Origin of the sequence: Martelella mediterranea DSM 17316, assembly GCF_002043005.1 — a bacterium.
In the GTDB taxonomy this organism is placed as follows: Bacteria; Pseudomonadota; Alphaproteobacteria; order Rhizobiales; family Rhizobiaceae; genus Martelella; species Martelella mediterranea.
Genome location: NZ_CP020330.1, coordinates 1,654,639 through 1,671,118, shown reverse-complemented (window position 1 = coordinate 1,671,118; position 16,480 = coordinate 1,654,639). Strand labels below are relative to the sequence as shown.

The 16,480-nt window shown below is 61.9% G+C and carries 15 protein-coding genes; 5 read left to right on the top strand and 10 right to left on the bottom strand.

The window, feature by feature from the left end:
* The first annotated feature begins 3 nt into the window (after positions 1-3).
* Positions 4-1,542 carry a tripartite tricarboxylate transporter permease gene (locus Mame_RS07795; protein ID WP_018067361.1) on the top strand — a complete coding sequence of 513 codons (1,539 nt, stop codon included), beginning with the start codon at positions 4-6 and terminating at the stop codon, positions 1,540-1,542.
* A gap of 519 nt (positions 1,543-2,061) precedes the next feature.
* Here the strand turns inward: Mame_RS07795 and Mame_RS07790 are convergent.
* The 6 genes from Mame_RS07790 to Mame_RS07770 are packed head-to-tail and all read right to left on the bottom strand — an operon-like array spanning position 2,062 to position 6,687.
* Positions 2,062-2,349, bottom strand: a complete 288-nt coding sequence (locus Mame_RS07790) for a UxaA family hydrolase (protein WP_018067360.1) — start codon at positions 2,347-2,349, stop codon at positions 2,062-2,064.
* Positions 2,349-3,509, bottom strand: a complete 1,161-nt coding sequence (locus Mame_RS07785) for a UxaA family hydrolase (protein WP_018067359.1) — start codon at positions 3,507-3,509, stop codon at positions 2,349-2,351. The genes Mame_RS07790 and Mame_RS07785 overlap by 1 nt, the downstream gene beginning before the upstream one ends.
* On the bottom strand, positions 3,506-3,670 hold the full coding sequence (locus tag Mame_RS26625; protein WP_018067358.1) for a hypothetical protein: 165 nt from the start codon (positions 3,668-3,670) through the stop codon (positions 3,506-3,508). Before Mame_RS26625 ends, Mame_RS07785 begins: the two co-directional genes overlap by 4 nt.
* Positions 3,667-5,169 (bottom strand): tripartite tricarboxylate transporter permease, encoded by a 1,503-nt coding sequence (locus Mame_RS07780; protein WP_018067357.1) that lies wholly within the window; start codon positions 5,167-5,169, stop codon positions 3,667-3,669. The genes Mame_RS26625 and Mame_RS07780 overlap by 4 nt, the downstream gene beginning before the upstream one ends.
* Positions 5,170-5,184: 15 nt before the next feature.
* Positions 5,185-5,676, bottom strand: a complete 492-nt coding sequence (locus tag Mame_RS07775; RefSeq protein WP_018067356.1) for a tripartite tricarboxylate transporter TctB family protein — start codon at positions 5,674-5,676, stop codon at positions 5,185-5,187.
* A gap of 60 nt (positions 5,677-5,736) precedes the next feature.
* A complete protein-coding gene (locus tag Mame_RS07770) occupies positions 5,737-6,687 on the bottom strand; it encodes a Bug family tripartite tricarboxylate transporter substrate binding protein (RefSeq protein ID WP_079920728.1) in 951 nt (316 codons plus the stop codon).
* Between the two features lie 312 nt (positions 6,688-6,999).
* On the opposite strand from Mame_RS07770, the gene Mame_RS07765 reads away from it, so the two are divergent.
* Positions 7,000-7,896, top strand: a complete 897-nt coding sequence (locus Mame_RS07765; protein WP_169929166.1) for a GntR family transcriptional regulator — start codon at positions 7,000-7,002, stop codon at positions 7,894-7,896.
* A gap of 47 nt (positions 7,897-7,943) precedes the next feature.
* On the opposite strand, the gene Mame_RS07760 is transcribed toward Mame_RS07765, so the two are convergent.
* The 3 genes from Mame_RS07760 to Mame_RS07750 are packed head-to-tail and all read right to left on the bottom strand — an operon-like array spanning position 7,944 to position 12,387.
* Entirely contained in the window at positions 7,944-8,987 is a 1,044-nt protein-coding gene (locus Mame_RS07760) for an ACP S-malonyltransferase (RefSeq protein WP_018067353.1), read from the bottom strand.
* Positions 8,984-11,173: a dehydrogenase E1 component subunit alpha/beta gene (locus Mame_RS07755; RefSeq protein ID WP_018067352.1), complete on the bottom strand. Its 2,190-nt coding sequence runs from the start codon at positions 11,171-11,173 to the stop codon at positions 8,984-8,986. Before Mame_RS07755 ends, Mame_RS07760 begins: the two co-directional genes overlap by 4 nt.
* An 11-nt stretch (positions 11,174-11,184) precedes the next feature.
* Positions 11,185-12,387, bottom strand: coding sequence for an acyl-CoA dehydrogenase (locus Mame_RS07750; protein WP_026173920.1), 1,203 nt, complete (start codon positions 12,385-12,387; stop codon positions 11,185-11,187).
* Positions 12,388-12,635: 248 nt separating this feature from the next.
* Here Mame_RS07750 and Mame_RS07745 point away from each other — a divergent pair, with 248 nt between their 5' ends.
* Positions 12,636-13,535 carry a LysR substrate-binding domain-containing protein gene (locus Mame_RS07745; RefSeq protein WP_018067350.1) on the top strand — a complete coding sequence of 300 codons (900 nt, stop codon included), beginning with the start codon at positions 12,636-12,638 and terminating at the stop codon, positions 13,533-13,535.
* Positions 13,536-13,858: 323 nt separating this feature from the next.
* On the opposite strand, the gene Mame_RS07740 is transcribed toward Mame_RS07745, so the two are convergent.
* A complete protein-coding gene (locus Mame_RS07740) occupies positions 13,859-14,797 on the bottom strand; it encodes a LysR family transcriptional regulator (protein WP_018067349.1) in 939 nt (312 codons plus the stop codon).
* Between the two features lie 122 nt (positions 14,798-14,919).
* Here Mame_RS07740 and uraD point away from each other — a divergent pair, with 122 nt between their 5' ends.
* On the top strand, positions 14,920-15,474 hold the full coding sequence (gene uraD, locus Mame_RS07735) for a 2-oxo-4-hydroxy-4-carboxy-5-ureidoimidazoline decarboxylase (RefSeq protein WP_079920726.1): 555 nt from the start codon (positions 14,920-14,922) through the stop codon (positions 15,472-15,474).
* A 7-nt stretch (positions 15,475-15,481) separates the two neighbouring features.
* The gene (locus tag Mame_RS07730; protein ID WP_018067347.1) at positions 15,482-16,477 is read left to right on the top strand and encodes a TRAP transporter substrate-binding protein; all 996 of its coding nucleotides are present in this window, start codon (positions 15,482-15,484) and stop codon (positions 16,475-16,477) included.
* Positions 16,478-16,480 lie beyond the last annotated feature (3 nt).

Here is a 16,480-nt window from a genome sequence, read left to right as displayed (position 1 = left end):
CCGATGGAAACGCTTTCTTCACTGGCCGATGGCTTCGTCGTCGCCCTGACCTGGCAGAACCTCGCGCTCGCGCTGCTCGGTTGCTTTCTCGGCACGATCATGGGGGCGCTTCCCGGTCTGGGGCCGTCGAATGGCGTCGCCATTCTTATCCCGCTCGCATTCACGCTCGGCCTCGGCGCCACGCCGTCGCTGATATTGCTGACCTCGGTCTATTACGGCGCCATGTATGGCGGCCGTATCTCGTCGATCCTGCTGAACATTCCCGGCGATGAGCCCGCGATGATGACCTGTCTCGACGGTTATCCGATGGCCCAGCAGGGCCGCGCCGGGGAGGCGCTGGCGCTGTCCGGCATCGCCTCCTTCGTCGGCTCGTTTTTCGCCACATGGGGCCTCGTCCTTCTGGCGCCGCAGCTGGTCAAGGTGGCGCTTCTGTTCGGTCCTGCCGAATATTTCGCGCTGTTCACGCTGGCCTTCGCGACGCTCGGCGGCATCTCGTCGACCAACCAGGCGAAAGCCGCCTTTGCGGCGGCACTGGGGCTTGCGCTGGCAATGATCGGCGTTGATACCCAGACCGGCGTCCCCCGCTTCACCTTCGGCGAGGTGCATCTTTATGACGGGATCGACTTCCTCGTCGCCATCGTCGGCCTGTTCGCCCTGTCGGAGGTCTTCGTCTTCCTGGAGCATCGGGGCACCGATAGCGACATTTCCGCGAAGCCCAAGATGAAAATCGGCCGGATTACGCCGTCATGGAAACTGATCCGTTCATGCACGCCGACCATGTTGCGCACCACGGGCCTTGGCTTCATCGCCGGCGTCTTGCCGGGCGCGGGCGCCTCGCTCGGATCGTTTATCTCCTATTCGATGGAAAAGCGGCTGGTCGACCGCGAGGGCACGTTCGGCAAGGGCGATCCGCGCGGCGTGGCTGCGCCGGAAGCAGGTAACAACGCGGCCGCCGGTGGCGCGCTGGTGCCAATGCTGGCGCTTGGCGTTCCCGGCTCCGGCACGACCGCGGTTCTGCTCGCCGTTCTGCTGTCGCTCAACATCACGCCCGGCCCGCTGCTGTTCTCGCAAAACCCGGACGTGGTCTGGGGGCTGATCGCGGCGCTGTTCATCGCCAATTTCATGCTGCTCGCCATGAACATACCCATGGTCGGCTTCTTCACGCGCCTGTTGCTGGTGCCGCCGCGCATCCTCATGCCGATCGTAGCCATGATCTCCTTCGTCGGGATCTACGGCATCTCCGGCTCGAGCTTCGACCTGCTCGTCATGGTCGGTTTCGGCATCATGGGCTGGGTCCTGCGCAAGCTGGACGTGCCGCTCGTCCCGGTCATTCTCGGCACGCTTCTCGGAAACGAGATGGAGGTGAATTTCCGCCGCGCCGTGAATATCGCCAATGGCGACTACCTCACGCTCTTCGCTTCACCGCTGTCGATCACGCTTTGGGCCATCGCCATCGTCGGTTTCGTCCTGCCGATCTTCCTCGGCCGTCTGCGGCAGCTGAAGAGAATGAGACTGGACGACGAAGGCGGCGTTCGGGACTGATCTGCCGGAATGAAGCGGCGGCGGGTGGTCATGCAGGCTGTATGGCCATCCGCCACGTCCGCAAGTCCTGGATCCCGATCAACGAGATCGTGACTGCAATCGGGCTTCGCCTATATAAAATCCGCTTCGGTTCGTTAGCAGCCCGAGAATAGAAATCCTCTTTACAACCCCATTTTCAATCCGGCGCTCTAAGGCCGAACCAGAAGATGGAATTTGAAAACAAGGTCGGATTAGCTTAACTCCGGCGATGATCTCGGCGGGAAAGCAGTGGCGTCAGACGTGAGCAGGCACGACTTCGGTCATTGCCACCAAATACCAACCCGCTCACGACAGACTGGTTAACCCGACGCTACGCATGAGGCTGCGCCTATGCCGTTCTCCTCGTCTTGAACCCTCTCATGGGTCTGATCAGTTGCTTGCGCATGCGGTCGATTTATGTTTGTCACCGGAACTCGCACATTGGGCGTTTTCAACGATTTGTGACTGTGTCGCCATTGGCAAGGTTGCTCTCGCTGCGCCTCACTTCATAGTCAGTCCGGTCAGGTTGTGTGTGTGAACGTGTTCGCCGATCCTTGCCGGACGCATCATGCGGCCAATGACTTCGCCATTCTTCCGGACCTCCGCGCCGTCGGGCAGGTCAACGACCGCGAACTTGTGGTAGCGGGGGATGTCGTTCTGGATCCTTAATGGTCGTGTCTCTGTGCCCGTGCGGACATCCAGGACCTCGCCCGCCTTGAGCGGGACAAGGGCGACACCGACAGAGTCGGAGCCGTCCTGAACGATGACCTTTTGACGCGTATTCTCCATTACAGCGATGCTCCGATGCGGGTTACGACTTCTTCGCCTTCCTCCAGGATCTCGCCGAAGGTCGAGGCGCCGGAAGCCGTCTCCAGGATGTGTTTTGTCAGCCGCTCGGTCGCTTCGTCCATCGAGAGGGTTCCGAGCAGGAGGCCGCTGGCATCGAAATCGATCTGCTCGGGAAGGTTCATGCAGGTGTCGACATTGGCCGAAATCTTGATGGTCGGGGCGAGCAGGCTGCAATAGCTATTGCCGGGTCCGGTCGTGAACAGAACGATATGGGCGCCCGCCGCCGTGAATCCGGATAGCGATTCCGGTGCATAAAACGGCTGATCCATGAGCCAGCATCCCGGCCCCGCCGGGGCTTGGCCGTGCGCGAGCAAACCGAGGATCGGGCTTGTGCCTGTCTTGTGGATCGCGCCGAGCGACTTCTCTTCAAGGGTTGTCAGCCCGCCCGCGATGTTGGTCGGGCTGGGGTTGTTGCCGATCAGGTCTATGCCCGCGGATTTCGCGTGGTCCATGCGTCGGGCCACGGCGCCTTGGATCGCTTCCGCGATTTCGGGCGAAGCCGCCCGCCGATTGAGGACATGTTCGGCCCCGAACCATTCCATTGTCTCCCCGGCGACGAACCGGCCACCCTCAGCGACGACATGATCAGCGATGCGGCCAACCAGCGGATTGGCCGCAAGACCCGAACTGGGATCGGAGCGCCCGCATTCGCCCGCCAGAAGCAGCTCGGAAATCGAAGCCGGGCTGCGAAGCTGGCGGCTGAGCTGACGCATGAGCCGGGCGCCAACGCGGATGCCCAAATCCGTCAACCGAAGGGAATCCTGACGGTTCTCGTCGAGAAGCAACAGTTCGACCGGTCGTCCGGTCGCAACGATCTGATCGCGGTATTCCTCAGCCTCGGGTTGTTTGCCGCTCAGAAGCAACACGGCGCCAACGTTTGGATGACGCGCAAAGCCAAGCAGCATCCGGTTTCGCAGGGCGCCGTCATCGCCGACCACACCGCTGCCAAAGGGCGTTGTGACGACCTTGGCCGCCGGAAGCGCCTTTCCGATGCGCCGAGCGGCTGGCCCTGTCAGTCCCGTCGTCGACAAGATCAGCAGGTCATTGCGCACGCCGACGGATCCGTCCGCGCGACGGAAACCCTGAAACTCTTGACTCATGCTATTGCCAGTTCAGCTAGAAGGTTTCGATCAAGGGACAGCCCGTGTCCCTGCGGCACAGGGATTGCGCCATTGGTGACGACCATCGACTGCCCTTCCAGGGCGTCGAAGATCAAGGTTTCGTCAAAGCCGTCCATGCACTCGATCGTCGCGTCGTTCATTCGATCAGATCCCGCTTGCGCAGGCGCGCGCCGCGCCATTCGCCCCAGAACGACCAGATCAGCATGATGACCGAGACCGCCAGGAACAGAGCCGCCACGGGTCGGGTGAAGAGCGGCTCGATCGAGCCTGCCGAGGCCATCAGACCCGAGCGAAGCTCGGATTCCGCAAGGACGGCCAGAATGAAGCCAATCACGAACGGTGCCAGCGGAACCTTGACCTTTTCGAGGACGAACCCGATCACCCCGAATGCAAGCGTCACCCAGACATCGAACGGGCGGTTCTGCAAGGAATAGGAACCGATCAGGCAGAACATCAGAATGATCGGCATCAGATAGGCGGTCGGAACCAGGATCAGCTTCGACATCCATTTCACCGACAGCAGCATCACGCCCAGCATCATGACGTTGGCGATCAGATGCGTGGAAATGATGGTGTAGGGCACCTCGGGGTTGGTCACGAAAAGCAGCGGACCCGGTTGCAGATTGTGCATCAGTAGAGCGCCGATCAGGATGGCGTCGATCACGCTTCCGGGGATGCCCATCGTCACCAGCGGCACGAGCGCGCCGCCGATGGTCGCGTTGTTGGCGGCCTCCGATGCCACAACGCCGTCTTCGCATCCCGTGCCGAACTTCTCGGGCGTCTTGGAGAGATTCTTGGCGGCCGTATAGGCGCAGATCGAGCCGATCGAGGCCCCGATCCCCGGCAGGATGCCGATCCAGGTTCCGATCACCGAGGAACGGATCAGGTTTACCGCCTGCCGCTTCCAGTCGGCAAGGCTCATGAAGATTCCCTTGTTCGAGGCGGTAATCCGCATCACCGGCCGTTCGGCGTCAATGATGTACTTCAGGACCTGGCTGACGACAAACACGCCCAGCAGAACCGGCAGCAGGTTGAACCCGCCCGCCCAGGAATCGAATCCGAAGGTCAATCGCAACATGCCGGTACTGGGGTCGACCCCCGGCATGGAGGCGAGCATTCCAAGGAAGCCGGCAAGCAGGCCTTTCACCATCGAACCCTGGCTCAGGGAGGCAATCAGCACCAGCGCCATGAGAACCATCGTGAAGTATTCCCAGGGCCCGAAATAGGTGGCCCAGACCGCCAGTGTCGGCGAAAGGGTGATCAGGAATATCCAGGAGATGAGACCACCGACAAAGCTGGCCGTAATGCCAAGGCCGAGCGCGCGGCCGGCCTCGCCGCGCTGCGCCATCGGGTAACCGTCCAGGGTCGTCATCACCGAGGCGGGTGTTCCCGGCATGCGCAGGAGCGTGGCCGAGACCAGGCCGCCGCTGACCGAGCCGACATACATGGCGACCAGAAGGATCAGCGCGTCGTAATAGCTTCCCATGAAAAAGGTCAGCGGCACGGTCATCGTGATCAGCATCGACCCGCTCAGTCCCGGGATCGCGCCGACGACCGCTCCGAGAGTGACGCCGAGGAAGCACCAGAATAACGGCGCCGGGGTCAGGATATGTGCTGTTGCGGAAATAAAGGCATCCATGATCGTCGTCCCTGCCTAAGGTAGGTCGATGTAGAAGAAGTTCTTGAACGCGTAGACCGTGACGATCCCGACAATCAGCGAGATCGCCACCGAGGGCAGGATCGTGCGAGGTCGAAATCCGTGCAGGACCAGCATCAGCGAGAGAAGAAACGCAGGCGTCAGAATGGCCGCGTTCAGCAGCCGAAGCTGGAGCGCCAAAGCGAACGCGATCGCAATGCCCAGACAGATTGCGGCCTTGTCGGTCCGACGCCGATGGCTCACCGCTTCGTCATTCGGCGCGGGCGTCCGCCCGACCGCAGGGCGCATCGCGGCAAGCGCGCGCCAGATCAGGATCACGCAAAAGATCCCGATAATCACCGAGACGATTTGCGGGAGGGATGCGGACCCGAGAGGCTCGCGCGTCGAAGCGGGCAGACCGAGCGTCGACCAGAAGACCGACGCCACGACGCAAAGCAGCACCGAATAGACGCCAATCTCAAACCAGCCGGAAGACTGTTTGTCGTTCATGTTTCCAAATCTCTTGTTAGCCTTGCACCGCCCCATTTCGGGAGCGGTGCAAAACGGACCCTATTCGCCGCGCAGACGCGCCCCGATCGCCGAGATCTTGGTCTTCTCGGTCTCCATTGCGGCGTTCAGTTCGTCGCCGGTAAGGATGATGTGCTCGACACCCTGCGCCTTGGTCTGCTGGCGCATGTAGTCGGTATCCATGGCCTTGACCATGGCGTCGCGGAACACGGCGACCCGGTCTTCCGGCGTGTCCTTGGGCATGAACCACCAGCTGTACATGCAGAACTCGGTATCGTAGCCGAGCTCGTGGAACGTCGGTACATCCGGGTAATCGGGATGCCGTTCGGGTCCCATGTAGCCGAGCACACGCAGCCCGTTGGTCGACGTGCTCGACAGTGAAGAGGTAGAGGTCGCGTTGACCTCCGCGTGTCCGCCGAGCAATGCGGGATAGGTCTTGGCGGTCCCGCCGAACTGGACGTGCCTGAAAGTCGCGCCGGGCAAAGCGTCCTCGGCAAGCACGGACGCGATGTGGTTCGCGCCACCCAGATTGTCTGCCGAAATTATCGTATCGGGATTTGCCTTCGCGGCTTCCAGAAGCTCGGGAAGGGTCTGATATTCCGACGATTCCCGCACGACAAGCATGTAGCACTGGCGGTCGGTGCCAGCGACGAGTTTGAAATCGTCGGGGCCGAAGTTGACGTTGCCCATGGCCTGTGCACCGTTGGCAGCGACATGCCAGATCAGCGCGGTATAGCCATCCGGCTTGGAATCTTTCACCTGGCGCGCGCCAATGGTCCCGGCCGCACCGGGCACATAGCTGATGATGATCGGCACAGGCAGCAGATCATTGTCCTCGATCGCCTTGGCCATTATCCTGGCAGAGTTGCTGGTAAGACCGCCCTGATCGAACGGAACGATCAATCGGATAGGCTTTTCAGGATATGTCTGGGCAGCAGCGCCGCCTCCAATCAACAACGCAATGGCCGCCACGGACCTCAACAACAGTTTCATATGGTCTCTCCTCCCTTTAGATCCCTTCAGAGCGCCGTGTATCCATCCGGACGCACGCGTGACGCTCTAACCTACTGAATCCAGGCATCATTCCTTCCGAAGATCGATCCCGATCTTTGGGTCGATGCGCTAGATTATTCTGACCGATCCTCCTCGGGCAGTTGCCGTCCTTTCAGAACGCGGCATGGTCACGCTCCGATGTCCGGGACGGCGTGATCCTCCACTTGCACGCGCTGCCCCGTGCCACAGCCGATCCGATCTCTCCCTGAACGAATATCTGGCCGGGCCGGCGCCGGGGCCCCACGAGGTGCCTTGCGCAAACCCTCCCCGGGTCGCGAAGCCAGGCATCACCTCTCTTTTCGCCGTCGGCGAAACCTCCCTGAAGCCTATCGCAAAAACAACCTGCGGTTTTGTAAAATTTGTAATCACTATATCAATTATGTCAACAACTATCATATAGTGCTGACACTTTTGGGAGGAGAAGCCAATGGAGGACGACCTGTGACGCCCGATCTGCGCCAGGAGGCCAACCGCGAAGACCGTCCCCTTGTGGACCTGCTGCTTGAGCGGCTGGAGCATCTGATCCTCGAAGGGAATCTCAAGGCCGGCGACCGCCTGAAAGAAAAAACTCTTGCGGCTCAGTGGGATGTCAGCCGTGGCCCCATTCGGGAAGCCTGCCGGATTCTTCAGGAGGCCGGCCTGGTCGAGGTCGTCCCCAACCGGGGCGTCATTGTCAGACGGGTGAAACTGCAGGACGTGCTCCACGAGTACGACGTCCGCGCCGCGCTGTGGCGGCTCGGGGGGCGCGAAGCCGCGCGGAACCTTTCGCATCGCCAGATGGACGGGCTTGACCGCCTGATCGCGAAGATGGACGCGGCGATCGGCGACAACGACATTGACGCCTATTTCAGGCTGAACACCCAGTTTCACGACGCCATTGCCTCGGCCACAGGGAACCGTCCGTTCATTGTTCTGCAACGACGGCTTGTGCTTCAGTCGCATCTCTTCCGAAGCCAGTCGCTCGCCACGGAAAGCGGCTTTCGCGAACGCAACGACGACCACCGGCTGATGCTGGAGGCCTTCCGGAAAGGCGATGCGGAAACGGCTGGCGCGGTGTCGGAAGAGCATGTCTTGCGCGGCAAGGCCCGGTTCATCGCCAGCCTTGAAAAAGCCGGGGCGCTGCCGGCGAACCATGACAGCCTTTCCTGACCGGGACCGGACCGCGTGCGCTGAATTCGTGCCGAGCATGGGAACAGTCATCGCATTCCTGCTCCCGATATCGTGGCTCGCTGTTCCGGCAGACCCATGGAAGCCAGAACCGGTGAGGCCTCCTGGACGGATTTGAAATCCTCCTTGCCGGTCATGCCGCGCCAGTTCGCGAGAATGAGCGACTGTGCAACCGCGCCGCCAAGGGTGGTTCCGGGGCCGGTGACGATGAAGAGATCGGGAGCGAACTCGCGCGCGAGGACCGTGACGGCGCGGGTGAAATCATAGCTTTCCGTGACCTGGGCCCCCAGCGTGTAGTCCCGGAGCGCATCGGTGCTGACCGTCTTCGGCCACCAGATCTCGCCACGCCCGTCTATCAGCGGCAGATCGGGTTGCGTGAAAAGCGCGGGCGACAGCATCGCGCGGCCCTGCGCGGCGACCGGCGCCTGCAATTCCGTGTGAAACGCCGCGTGATTGCCAAGGCGCATGGGGAACCTGCCCTGCAGGGGCTCGACCGCTGCCTCAAACGCTGCCAGTCCCGCCTCATTGCCGGCAAGCACCAGCATTCCGCCAAGATCGATCGACACTGAAAGGAAGTGGTCGGGTTTCGCCGCGATGGCATCGACAATCGCCAGCAGCGCCGTCTTACGGGCTGGATCCGGGCGCCAGTCGTCTCCGACGAATGGATAGATCACCTGTCCGCCGATCATCGCCTCGTGCATCAGCGTGCCCATTGTGTTGGCAATCGTGAAGCCGTCCAGAGCCGAAACGGCGCCGGCGCAAGCGAGCGCCGAGTACCATCCCATGGAATTGCCGGTGACCGCGACGATCTTCACGCGCTCGCGATCAATCGACAGAAAGTCGCCGAGCGTCGCGGCATAGATCAGCCCCGCCGCATTGTCGCCGCGAGTGTGCGTGGCCATCGAGAAGCGGGTGGCCCCGTCGAGTTCTCCGAGCGTCGGTTGTCCCTCGGCGCTTCTCAGCGCGTCGAATTGCGCAAGCAGGCCCGGATCGGGAAAGTGCCGCCCGAGATAGCCAAGCTCCGACTTGTTGTAGGTTCCCCGACCGGGACAGATGATGGCGGCTGTCTTCATGCCGATGCTCCCGTCAGGGCGCGGGCGGCGGCCACGATCGCCTCTGCCGAGGGCATCGTCGCGGCATAGGACGGGCCGGTGGCGATGAAACTGTCCTCGGCGCACAGGCGCACATGCGGGATCGTGGTGCGTTCGGTCATCAGCGCCATGAGCGATTCCGCCAGGCCGCCGGTCCGGCGGGTCTCGTCCACGATCAGCACATGCTTGCAGCCGGCCACCGCCTTTTCGATGGCTTCCTCCGGCAGTGGAGACAGCCAGCGAAGATCGATCACGCGCGTTGCGATTCCCAATAGCTCCAATTCCCGCTTCGCCTGCAGAGACAGGTAGGCGCCGTTGCCGAAGGTGACAATCGCAAGGTCGTCGCCGTCGCCATGGATACCGACCTCGCCGAGCGCGACACGTTGTGACCGGTCGGGATAAGTCGTCATCCATCCCTTGTCGCCCGCCTCATGCAGGTCGCGCGTGTGGTAGAGCGCGATCGGTTCCAGGAACACGACCAACCTCTGTTCCTCCCGGGCCAGCCGAACACATTCGCGCAGCATCATCGCGGCATCCGCGCCGTTGGATGGACACGCCAGGATCAGCCCCGGAATATCGCGAAGCACCGCCACCGAATTGTCATTGTGAAAATGCCCGCCAAAGCCCTTCTGGTAGCCAAGCCCTGCGATGCGCAGCACCATCGGATTGGTGTACTGCCCGTTCGAGAAGAACGGCAGCGTCGCGGCCTCCCCGCGAAGCTGGTCCTCCGCATTGTGCAGATAGGCGAGGAACTGGATTTCGGGGACGGGCAGGAAGCCGTTGTGGGCGAGCCCAAGCCCGAGCCCGAGGATGGATTGTTCGTCAAGCAGCGTGTCGATGACCCGGGACGCGCCGAAACGCGCCATCAGCTTCTGCGTCACGCCGTAGACGCCGCCCTTGCGGCCGACATCCTCGCCCATCATCACAATCTCGCCGTGGTCGAGCATCAGGTCGGTCAGCGCCCAGTTGATGAGCCGCGACATGGTCTGGGGTTCGGCCATCGCCTTCAGATCGCCGCCCAAGACCCGCGCCCTGTCCTCGGCGCCCGGGCCGTTGGTCGGCTTGCAGGCGCGTGGCGGCGGTATGATGCTGGCCATGACCTCGCCGGCCGTCGACAGCCGGGGGCGGGTGACAGCCTCGGCTGCGATGCGCTCGACCCTTTCCGCAGTCTCGACATAGATTTCGAGGCTCTCCGCCGGCGTCGCGGCGCCCGCTTCGGCCAGGAGCCGCACGGTGTGCAGCAACGGGTCGTTCGCCTCTTCCGCTTCCACGAAGTCGCGCGACAGATAGGTCGTGGCCACATCTGCGCCGGCATGACCGTAGAGACGGATCGTGCGAATGTGCAGGAAAGCCGGCTTGCGGCGGGTGCGGACGTAGTGCGCCGCCGCACGCGCCACGCGGTAGGTGTCGAAGATGTCGAGCCCGTCGCAGGCGAAGTATTTCAGGCCGGGGCGGGCCGAGAAGGTTGCGGCGATCCAGCCTTTCGGTGTCCGCGTCGATATCCCGATGCCGTTGTCCTCGCAGACGAAAAGCAGCGGCAACGGAACCGATTGGTAATCTGTCCATTGCGCGGCGTTGAAGGCGCCCTGGGCGGTGGAGTGATTGCTCGACGCATCCCCAAATGAACACATGACGATCCCGTCATCCTCCAGGACCTTGTGTTCGGGAGGGTGACGACGGGCAAGCCCAATCGAATAGGCCGCGCCAACCGCCTTTGGCAGGTGACTGGCGATCGTGGACGTCTGCGGCGGAATGGCCAGTATCTTCGATCCCAGCACCTTGTGCCGCCCCCCGGAGATCGGGTCTTCGGCGGAACAGGCAAAGGACAAAAGCATGTCCCAGGTCACGGACTGGCCCGGCACCTGGCTGGCGCGATGGATCTGAAACGCCGCATCGCGGTAGTGAAGAAAGGCCATATCGGTCGGCCGCAAGGCCGCTGCCACGGCAGCCATTCCCTCGTGACCGGAGGAGCCGATCGTGTAGAAGCCCTGTTTTTCCTCCTGCATCTTCCGGCTGGTGCGATCCAGCGCCCGGCAAAGGCATCCGGAGCGGAAGAGGGACACGGCGCCCTCGCGTGAAAGCGGTCCGGCCGGCGCCTTTCCGGCGGGCAGGTCCTGTTGGGCGACCCGCCGCAGGAAGTTTTCGTGAACGATTGTCGAGCGATCCATCGGGCCCATCCTCAGAAGAAGGCCTGCAGGTCTGTCTGGGCCCGCCCGAGGATCAGCGCGTGGACGTCATGCGTCCCTTCATAGGTGTTGACGGTCTCGAGATTGATCATGTGCCGCATCACCTGGAACTCTTCCGATATGCCGTTGCCGCCATGCATGTCGCGTGAGGCGCGGGCTATGTCCAGGGCCTTGCCGCAGTTGTTGCGTTTGATCAGCGATATCATCTCGGGCGCGGCCCGACCTTCATCCATGAGCCGACCGACGCGCAGCGCGGCCTGAAGGCCAAGTGCGATCTCGGTCTGCATGTCCGCCAGTTTCTTCTGGAACAATTGGGTCTGGGCAAGCGGCCGGCCGAACTGCTTGCGGTCCAGGCCGTATTGCCGCGCGGCCTGCCAGCAGAACTCGGCTGCACCCATCGCGCCCCAGGCGATGCCGTAGCGCGCCCGGTTCAGACACCCGAACGGTCCTTTCAATCCCTCGACGCCGGGCAGGATCGCGTCTTCCCCGACCTCGACATTGTCCATGACGATCTCGCCGGTCACGGAGGCACGCAAGCTCAGCTTGCCGGCGATCTTGGGCGCCGACAGACCTTTTAGCCCCCTGTCGAGGACGAAGCCACGGATCTTGCCGCCATGCGCTTCGGACTTGGCCCAGACAACGAAAACATCGGCGATCGGCGCGTTCGAGATCCACATCTTGGTGCCATTCAGCACGTAGCCGCCATCGGTCTTTCTGGCCGTGGTCCGCATGCCCCCCGGATCCGACCCTGCATCTGGTTCGGTCAACCCGAAGCAGCCGATGAATTCGCCCGAGGCCAGTTTCGGAAGGTATTTCCGGCGTTGGTCCTCGGAGCCGTAGGCATGGATCGGATACATCACCAACGAGGACTGGACGCTCATCATCGAGCGATAGCCGCTATCGACTCTCTCAACCTCACGCGCAACGAGACCATAGGCGACATAGGAGGCGCCAACCCCGCCATATTCCTCGGGCACGGTGACGCCCAGAAGGCCCATCTCGCCCATTTCGCGGAAGATATCCGGGTCTGTCGTCTCATCCCGATAGGCTGCGATTACGCGTCGCTGCAGGTTGTCCTGGGCATAGCCATGGGCGGCATCGCGGATCAGGCGCTCCTCATCGCTCAACTGATCCTCGAGCAAGAACGGATCTTCCCACGTGAACCTGGACAGAGAAGGTCCGTGACCGTCACTCATTTCGCATTGCCTCCCAGTGCGTCACCTGTCGGAACAGGCCGATTTCAAATCATCCCCGAAAGGGTCGACCAGGCGCTTGAATATTCTCCACCGCGCTGGCCGGCGTCGTCCTGGTCCGAACGATCACTGCGTCGACCCACCCCCGCAACTCATCCCTCCAGAGAGCCTGCGCATCTTGAACCGGATTTGACTTGCATAAAATACGAACAAAAGGCATTTTTGCATGAGTTAACTTAATGAGTCCTCTGATGCAGATCTCCAATCCACTGCCCTCCCTCGCGCTCCTGCGGTGTTTCGAAGCCGCGGCAAAGCACCAAAGCTTCACCGAGGCCGCCGAAGAGTTGGGGCTGACACAAGGGGCCGTCAGCCGACATGTCAAAGAGCTGGAAGAGCAGATTGGCGCGGCGCTCTTCCTGCGTCAGGGGCGCGGAGTTGGCCTGACGGATGCGGGACGAAACCTCTATCGGGAACTGACGCTCGACCTTGGGCGATTGCGCCAGACGATCGGCAACGCCGTCGCTGCGGGAAGCCGCAAGGAGGTCCTGAGCATTGCGGTCCTGCCGACATTCGGCGCCCGATGGCTCATACCCCGGCTCACAAATTTCAAGACCGACAAGCCGGATCTTGAACTGGTGGTTCAAAGCCGCACGGAACCCTTCAATATGGTGGAGAACGCTGTCGATCTTGCCATTCATTTCGGTGTCGAAGACTGGCCCGGCGCGCGCCTGACCCATCTGTGCAAGGAGAAACTGGCGGTCGTCGCAGCACCCAGGCTGATCGATGAATTCGGTCTGCGTGAACCCGCCAACCTGTTCCATGCACCCCGTCTGCACCTGTCGTCGCGGCCGCTGCTATGGGACGCTTTGCGCCAGACGCTGCCCACGGTGGAGGGATCATTGCGAACCGGCAGCTATTTCGACCAGTTCTCTCTCCTCATCAGCGCGGCCGTTGCCGGTCTCGGCGCCGCGATCCTGCCGACCTACCTGATCGAACGAGAGCTTCAGCAAGGGTCGCTTGCCGAAATCGTTTCGGCGCCGGACATGCAGGAAAGAAGCTATTTCGTTGCAGTCCCGGCAGGAGAAATCAAACCTCTGACCGTCCAGTTCATCAACTGGATCCGCAAACAGGTTTCGCCACAACTGGGCTAGCGCACAAACGCGGCATGCCGGCGGACAGGGAGGCACCCTTCTCGGTATCGACCTTCATGGTGCGATTGCGGGTCTGTTGCATCTCGCGACGGGTGTATCGGCGCAAAACAGCAAAAAGGCCTCACCAGGAGAGAGTTAAATATTTGATATTTCTGGTAAAATAGTGTTGGTCGCCGGTGCAGGATTTGGACACTGTTTTGTCAGCCCGGACGTTGGGCATCTCAAGTTTGGCAAAAATGGCCTGCGGCCTGCCTTCAGGCCACCATGTGCAGGAATTTCGGTCTGAAAGATAACAAACCGGACAAGACGCGCGCTCGGGATCCTCACGCCTTCGTCTCTCTTGCGCGCACTTCCGAGAGGATCCCAGCCACATCCTTTGCCAGGAGATCGGCCACCTTTGTGGCGATCAGTGGCAGGGGGCGGCGGGCGCTGATACCGAGCGAGATGGTTTGCGGGCCGATGGTGAGCCCCTTCACCGGAATGGCGACCAGCGTGCCGTCGAGCAGTTCCTGGGCGGTGTCGAGTTCGGAGGTCAGCGCCACATGGCTGCCGGAAAGGACGAGCTGTTTGAGAAGCTGCAGCGAATTGGTCACCACGGGCGGGCGGTTCTCGGAAAAAATCCAGCCGTGATGGGCCTCCAGTATTCGCCGGATCGCCAGCGCCGGGCTTTGTACGGCAATCGCGTGGTCGCGCACCGTGGCAAGCTTCACCTCCTTCCGGCCGGCGATCGGATGGCGGGGCGCGGCGATGCAATGGAGCGGCAGGTCGTCGGTCCAGAGGACATGTATGTCGCGCTGGGGCTTCATGTTGAAAGCCAGCGCGATATCGGCCTCGTCAGCCCGAAGCGCCGTCACGGCATCATCCGGCGTGGCGATTTCCACGTCGATGCGCACTTTCGGATAGACGTCGGCGACATGATGCAGGAAGCGCGGCAGCACGCCGTTTGCCAGGCTGTCCATCGCCACCAGCCGAATATGGCCGAGATTGACGCCCTGCATCTGCTTCACATCCGACCAGATGCGGTTTTCGTCGGCATTCCAGCGCCGCGCCAGGACCACGAACATCTCGCCTGCGGGTGACAGCGACATGCCGGTCGCGGTGCGGTCGAAGAGCTGCACCTCGAGCCGCGCCTCCAGAAGCTTGATCTGCCGGTCGATGGCCGAGGCCGCGATGCCGATGGCGCGCGAGGCCGCCTGGATCGAACCGTGGGTCGAAACCGCTTCGACATATTGGAGACTGCGGGGTACGAGATGAAGCGCCATGACCAACCATACTATAAATTAGAATGGAGAGTTACCTTTAATAACATGGAGAGTCATGAAGGAATGCGCGTAGCATTGCGGTCAACAGAAGTGCATTGCAATCAGACCGGGCAGCCAAAGACATGAACAGCGCCATAATGACCCTCAACGCCGCAGCAGATGACCAGGCGCTTTCCATGATGGAGCCGCTTGTCGAACGTTCGGCCTGGGTCTGCGAGGCCAGCCTGGCGGCAAGGCCGTTCGCCGACAGCGCGGCGCTTGCCGAAGCGCTGATGGAGACGATCTACCGCTCCGGCGTGAGGCGGCAGCGCGCCCTCTTTTCCGTCCACCCCGAACTGGCCGGCAGCGAAGCCATGGCCGGTCGCATGACCGCCGCTTCCACCGGCGAACAGGCGCGCCTCGGCCTGCTTGCTCTTTCGCGGGAAGAAGCGGCGCGGCTTGCAGCCCTCAACACGGCCTACAGCGCCCGCTTCGGCTACCCCTTCATCATCGCCCTTCACCGCGTTCCCGATCTCGGGACGCTGTTCGAGACCTTCACGCGCCGCCTCGATCACTCGGCGCTCGAAGAGCATGCCCTGACCCTGGCCGAAATCGCCTCGGTGATTGAATCGCGGGTGAACCGGCTTTTCGGTGGTTCGCCCGCCTCCTCCCTCGCCCAAGCTGAAACCCTGGAGTAACCCAGCCATGAAAACAGTCCTTACCCTTTTCGCCACCGCGGCGCTCGCCCTTTCCGGCGTCACCGCCGCTCATGCCAAGCAGACCATCCGCGTCGCCGGAAACTTTGCCGCCGAACATTCCTCATCGCTCGCCATGGCGAAATTCGAGGAAGAGGTCGAGCGCCTTTCCAATGGCGAAATCGACGTCAACATCTTCCCCGCCCAGCAGCTCGGCGGCGCGGCGGAAAACGTGCAAGCCGTGAAGCTCGGCTCGATCGAGATGATGTGGGTCGGCACCGCTTACCTCACCCGCACAGTGCCCGGCCTCGAAATCATCGGCCTGCCCTTCCAGTTCAAGGATCGCGAACAGGCCTTTTCCATCGTCGATGGCCCCGTGGGTGCAGCCCTTGACGAAAAGCTCGCCGATGAGGGCATGACGTCGCTCGGCTATATGGAGCTCGGCTTCCGCCAGCTCACCAACAATGTACGCCCGATCGAGACGGTCGAGGATATCGAGGGCCTGAAAATCCGCCTGCAGCCAAACGAGACCCATCTCGCCACCTTCCGCGCGCTTGGTGCCAATCCGGTCGCCATGGATGTGAAGGAGCTCTATTCCGCGCTTGAACAGGGCGTCATCGACGGTGAGGAAAACCCCTTCGCCATCATCAATGTCGCCGGCTATGCCGAAGTGCAGAAATACGTCTCCAACACCGGCCACTTCTTCGACTTCATCTCCGTTGTCGGCAACAAGGAATGGTTTGAAGGGCTCGACAGCGATACCCAGCAGATCGTCATCGATGCCATCGGCACGGCGATCGCCTATCAGCGCGAACTCGCCGAAGAGCAGGATGCCGCAGGGCTTGACCAGCTTGTCGAAAAAGGCATGACTTTCACCGAGGTTTCACCCGAACTGGCCGCAGCACTGCGCGAGAAGACTGCAGGCGTGGCTGCTGACACGAAGAGCAGGATCGACCCCGATCTGGTCCAGCTGCTCGATGATGAAACCGCCAAATCCAATATGTAAACC

Coding starts and splice junctions, on each gene's coding strand:
- Mame_RS07750 (WP_026173920.1), bottom strand. CDS start 12,387: ATGAGTGACGGTCACGGACCTTCTCTGTCCAGGTTCACGTGGGAAGAT.
- Mame_RS07760 (WP_018067353.1), bottom strand. CDS start 8,987: ATGAAGACAGCCGCCATCATCTGTCCCGGTCGGGGAACCTACAACAAG.
- Mame_RS07770 (WP_079920728.1), bottom strand. CDS start 6,687: ATGAAACTGTTGTTGAGGTCCGTGGCGGCCATTGCGTTGTTGATTGGA.
- Mame_RS07745 (WP_018067350.1), top strand. CDS start 12,636: ATGCAGATCTCCAATCCACTGCCCTCCCTCGCGCTCCTGCGGTGTTTC.
- Mame_RS07790 (WP_018067360.1), bottom strand. CDS start 2,349: ATGGAGAATACGCGTCAAAAGGTCATCGTTCAGGACGGCTCCGACTCT.
- Mame_RS07775 (WP_018067356.1), bottom strand. CDS start 5,676: ATGAACGACAAACAGTCTTCCGGCTGGTTTGAGATTGGCGTCTATTCG.
- Mame_RS07730 (WP_018067347.1), top strand. CDS start 15,482: ATGAAAACAGTCCTTACCCTTTTCGCCACCGCGGCGCTCGCCCTTTCC.
- Mame_RS07740 (WP_018067349.1), bottom strand. CDS start 14,797: ATGGCGCTTCATCTCGTACCCCGCAGTCTCCAATATGTCGAAGCGGTT.
- Mame_RS07785 (WP_018067359.1), bottom strand. CDS start 3,509: ATGAGTCAAGAGTTTCAGGGTTTCCGTCGCGCGGACGGATCCGTCGGC.
- uraD (WP_079920726.1), top strand. CDS start 14,920: ATGAACAGCGCCATAATGACCCTCAACGCCGCAGCAGATGACCAGGCG.
- Mame_RS26625 (WP_018067358.1), bottom strand. CDS start 3,670: ATGAACGACGCGACGATCGAGTGCATGGACGGCTTTGACGAAACCTTG.
- Mame_RS07780 (WP_018067357.1), bottom strand. CDS start 5,169: ATGGATGCCTTTATTTCCGCAACAGCACATATCCTGACCCCGGCGCCG.
- Mame_RS07755 (WP_018067352.1), bottom strand. CDS start 11,173: ATGGATCGCTCGACAATCGTTCACGAAAACTTCCTGCGGCGGGTCGCC.
- Mame_RS07795 (WP_018067361.1), top strand. CDS start 4: ATGGAAACGCTTTCTTCACTGGCCGATGGCTTCGTCGTCGCCCTGACC.